General features: G+C 38.5%; 7 protein-coding genes. 2 read left to right on the plus strand and 5 right to left on the minus strand.

The annotated features are described in order from the left end of the window. Positions 1 to 228: 228 nt before the first annotated feature. Positions 229 to 723: a C40 family peptidase gene (locus ACEW8O_RS17395; protein WP_373495899.1), complete on the minus strand. Its 495-nt coding sequence runs from the start codon at positions 721 to 723 to the stop codon at positions 229 to 231. A gap of 82 nt (positions 724 to 805) precedes the next feature. Between ACEW8O_RS17395 and ACEW8O_RS17400 the strand changes: the two genes are divergently transcribed. After that, positions 806 to 1,777 carry a tetratricopeptide repeat protein gene (locus ACEW8O_RS17400; RefSeq protein ID WP_373495900.1) on the plus strand — a complete coding sequence of 324 codons (972 nt, stop codon included), beginning with the start codon at positions 806 to 808 and terminating at the stop codon, positions 1,775 to 1,777. Then, on the plus strand, positions 1,774 to 2,016 hold the full coding sequence (locus ACEW8O_RS17405; RefSeq protein WP_373495901.1) for a hypothetical protein: 243 nt from the start codon (positions 1,774 to 1,776) through the stop codon (positions 2,014 to 2,016). The genes ACEW8O_RS17400 and ACEW8O_RS17405 overlap by 4 nt, the downstream gene beginning before the upstream one ends. Before the next feature lie 6 nt (positions 2,017 to 2,022). On the opposite strand, the gene coaE is transcribed toward ACEW8O_RS17405, so the two are convergent. The 4 genes from coaE to ACEW8O_RS17425 all read right to left on the minus strand — a co-directional run. Then, positions 2,023 to 2,631, minus strand: coding sequence for a dephospho-CoA kinase (coaE, locus tag ACEW8O_RS17410; RefSeq protein WP_373495902.1), 609 nt, complete (start codon positions 2,629 to 2,631; stop codon positions 2,023 to 2,025). Further along, positions 2,624 to 3,589 carry a YbbR-like domain-containing protein gene (locus tag ACEW8O_RS17415; RefSeq protein WP_373495903.1) on the minus strand — a complete coding sequence of 322 codons (966 nt, stop codon included), beginning with the start codon at positions 3,587 to 3,589 and terminating at the stop codon, positions 2,624 to 2,626. Before ACEW8O_RS17415 ends, coaE begins: the two co-directional genes overlap by 8 nt. Before the next feature lie 8 nt (positions 3,590 to 3,597). Further along, positions 3,598 to 3,912 carry a preprotein translocase subunit YajC gene (gene yajC / locus ACEW8O_RS17420; protein WP_373495904.1) on the minus strand — a complete coding sequence of 105 codons (315 nt, stop codon included), beginning with the start codon at positions 3,910 to 3,912 and terminating at the stop codon, positions 3,598 to 3,600. 3 nt (positions 3,913 to 3,915) lie between these two features. Beyond that, positions 3,916 to 4,093 (minus strand): DUF1573 domain-containing protein (locus ACEW8O_RS17425; protein ID WP_373495905.1); only part of this gene is annotated, 178 nt, incomplete at its 5' end.

Below are 4,093 nucleotides of genomic sequence, written 5' to 3' on the forward strand. Positions count from 1 at the left end.
GGGCTATTCAAGGTTAGGCCTCCCGATTTCGGGACAGGCATTTCAGGGTCATTCAGGGAAGATTTGTGTTAAGAAATGACCCTGAAAGGGTCAAACTTTTCAATAACCCCGGATGAGGAACGAAATCCTGGTAATTAGAGAACAAAGCATCACCGGTTTTTGGCCGTAATAATGTAAATAGAGAATTTGGCCTTCCGCCAAAAACCGAGAAGATTTGAATCCATTGAACTATAAAATCCTCCTCCCAAACCTAAACGCCTTACTCCAATAGGAATTGTCAAGATTGTCCTCAGTGACACCAAGTGATGTCGAAGAGTGGATGAAAATAATCCTCCCTCTTGAGGTATCGGTTACTATCCCTGCATGGGATACTTTCCTGGGGCTTTTGCCGGTAGAGAAAAACACCAGGTCACCTTTTGAAAGGCTTTTTCCATTGACTTTTTTTCCCATTTTACTTTGTGCTTCAGAGGTCCTGGGCATGTTGATACCGGCAGGTTGGAAAGAATAGTAAATCAATGCAGAGCAATCAATTCCTGACCGTGTTGTCCCTCCAAATCTGTAAGGAGTGCCCCTGTAAGAGCGGGCAGTGTCCAACACTTTATTAATATTTTGATTCCGGATTTTTTTGGTCGAGGAACATGAGGAGAAAAAAATGGGAATGATAACTGTAATCAGGATCAATAAAAATCGGGGATTGAAAATTTGCCCAGGTTTTGTCTTCATTTTTGACAGGAATATTTTTATCTTCAATAATACATACCTAAAATATGGATTCAAAAAAATATCTAACTATATAATAATTATTATGAGGGTTTCCCATTTTTATTTGGCATTGATCTTTTTGGTTTTCAGTTCCTGTCAGTCTGACCGAGCCCAAAAAAGGGCTGAAAAAAACAATTATGTTGCTTCCAATGAGGAGGTTTTTCAGGGTATGGGATTGTTGGGTGATTCATTGATTACATCCGTGGATTCTGTATCGCAAGGTGAACAAATCAAAAAACTGCATGAAGCGGAAGCTGAATTTGATGAAAACCCCAATTTGGACAATTTGATCTGGATTGGCAGGAGAGAAGGTTATTTGGCAAGATATGACCTGGCGATTAGAACCTTCTCCAAGGCAATCAAAGAATATCCAAAAGCTTTTGAGCCCTTGCGGCACCGTGGCCATCGGTATATTTCCACTAGGGAATTTGACAATGCCATAGCGGATTTTGTGAAAGCTGTGGATTTGATGAAAGGTACAGATCTTAAAATCGAACAGGATGGAATGCCCAACAAATTGAATATACCGCTTTCCAATGTTCAATTTAATGTATGGTACCATTTGGGTTTGGCCTATTATTTAAAGGGTGATTGGGAAAATGCATTGGAGGCATATAAAAACTGTCTTACCGTATCCGACAATGATGATCTGATAATAGCGACTTTGGATTGGTACTACATGACCTTGGTCAAGTTGGGAAGAAAAGATGAAGCATTGAAAATAATCGAATCTGTAAATCCGAAGATGACCATTATTGAAAATGATGCTTACTTCAAAAGGATTTTGATGTACCAAGGGAGGTTAAGCCCTGAATCCCTGTTGAATGTTAAATCCGGTAAAACTGACCAAAGTTTGCAATATGTTACCCAAGGCTATGGTCTGGGAAATCACTACCTTGCCAAAGGAGATACTGTTATGGCCATAACGGTTTTTGAAAATGTCCTCAAGAGTGGAAATTGGTCTGCTTTTGGTTATATTGCTTCAGAAATGGAGCTGTCAAAATTAGCAAAATGAGCAAGGAAGATTTCAGAAAATTATCTTTAAATAAAAAAATCCAAATGCTCTACGCAGAAGGGACTTTTGTGGTGGGAATAAGGTACTATACCCATAAAGTCAATCTGTACTTACTCCATAATGAATATATCGAGGTTTTTTACAACCATAAATTGGATAAAATAGACAACATTGACTTTTTGAATCGCCAACACACGAGAATGAAGTTTTACTTGGATCAGATTCAATTTAGTCTTTGAAAAAATTCAGGTTTGTTGCCCCAATAATTCATGGTGTATTTGCTGGACCTGAGGAATCAACAATTTGTTGTCAGCGTTTTTGATCACATAATCTGCCTTTAGATTTTTTTCTTCATCAGGGATCTGCTTGTCAATAATATCATTCACCTGCTTTTCAGTTCTGTGGGGGTCGCGTAACAAAACCCTCGTAACTCTTATTTTCAAAGGAGCACTGACATTAATGGTTTTATCCAGTTCCCTGAAAGACCCGGTTTCAAAAAGTAAAGCGGCCTCCTTTAAAACATACGGGGAGTCCTGCTGAGAAGTCCAACTTTCAAAATCCTTTTTCACAGCAGGATGGACCAGACTGTTAATGGTTTTGACTTTTTCCTCATCACTGAAAACAGTCCCGGCCAGATAATTCCTGTTTAGCTTCCTATCTTCGGTGTAGCTTTCTGGTCCAAAATGGGAAATAATTTGTTTTTTCAATTCTTCATTAAAAGCCATCAGCCATTTGGCCCTGTCATCAGCATAATAAATCGGTATGCCCAAAATGGTGAATATTTTTGCAACGGTTGATTTACCTGAACCAATCCCTCCTGTAAGGCCGACGAGAAGTGGTTTATTTCTAATCATACTTCAGTTTCAATACTTCCGGCTCAAACTTGATTTTCTCAAGATATGACGGTCTTGGAATTACCTGTACGTTGATGGTGCTATCCTGACGGTTGCGGTTATTATAGTTCAATATTGCTTCAAATTCCAAAGCCTTAAGGTCTTCAAGCTTTCTTTCATCTATCAAATAGGACATGATGATGGTACCGGGTTGTTGAACCAAACTGACATTGTTGGGGAAGTTTTCAAGTTTAAGCTTGAGTCTTTTATTTCCTTCAAGCATTTGAATCAGCTCAAAGCGAACATGTACACTTTCTTCCTCCAGTTCAAGAAATTTCTTCAGGCTATCCGGGAGGTCAAGGGTAAGTATTTTATTGAAGTTTTTGTTGATTTTATTTTCTTTGAGGTCAACTTTCAACACACCATCAAGCTTCTGAAGTATCGATGTTGGGCCTTTGATGCTGACCACCGAAGGATCAATTTCGATCGGACTTATCAATCTAAAGTTTTTAGCTAAAGGATTTGAGGCTGTGTCAGCTTGAATTTTGATTTTTCGGGTCACTATCTTGTCAATACGGAATTTAACCGTATCTGTCAAAATGGTGGACAAATTTGTCGGACTCAAAGATTCTGAAATTCCACGTCTAATTTCTGAGGTGAGTAAATAATCCTTGGTGGAGGGGTTGTTGATTTCAATCAAAAAAGAGGATTCATTGACCTTGAAATATTTTCTCAATAAATCCCATCCGTTGCCATTGATTTCCAATTTGATCCTGTCCGGTAGATTTTCGACGGCACGGAATTCATTTTCATCAAAAATGATTTCTATTGGAAAATCGATTACCGTAGTATAATTATCTTTATTCAAGGCATTTAAAGCCCAAAAAGTGGCGGCTGCCATGAAACATAGCGCCGCCACTTTAAAATTTGAGATTCTCTGTGGATTAAGATTGGTAAAGAATTTTTTAAGCTTGGCCAAGGTGTTTTTTATTTGGTTCCTATAGCTTTTTTTGTGAAATCGGTCGATACGGCTGATTTCTCAACTTTAATTTTAAATCCTTTGTCCAGTTCAAGTGTCAGGGTGTCTCCTTCGATTGAATAGATTTTTCCATGGATTCCTCCTATAGTTACTACACTATCTCCTTTTTTGATGGACTCCAGAAAATTTTTAGTTTCTTTTTGTTTTTTTTGTTGAGGCCTGATCATGAAAAAGTACATAATCAGAATGATCGAGCCGAAAAGGAACACTTGTCCCATAATTCCAGCGCCACCTTCCGCCTGAAGTAAAATCCAAAGTTTCATATATTATTTTTTAACTGGACCGAGTTGACTTGGATTAGCTCCGGCTAATTTCGGCGTCACATTGCCCTTCAACCTCAATCTTGTAACATTTGGGCTTGTATTTGCCTGAATGGTTACTGTAGGTGCTTGGGTACCTGTCTTAGCTGTAGAATTGAACACCACCTTGACAAAACCTTCATCA

Source organism: Aquiflexum sp. (assembly GCF_041749095.1).
Lineage (GTDB): Bacteria > Bacteroidota > Bacteroidia > Cytophagales > Cyclobacteriaceae > Aquiflexum.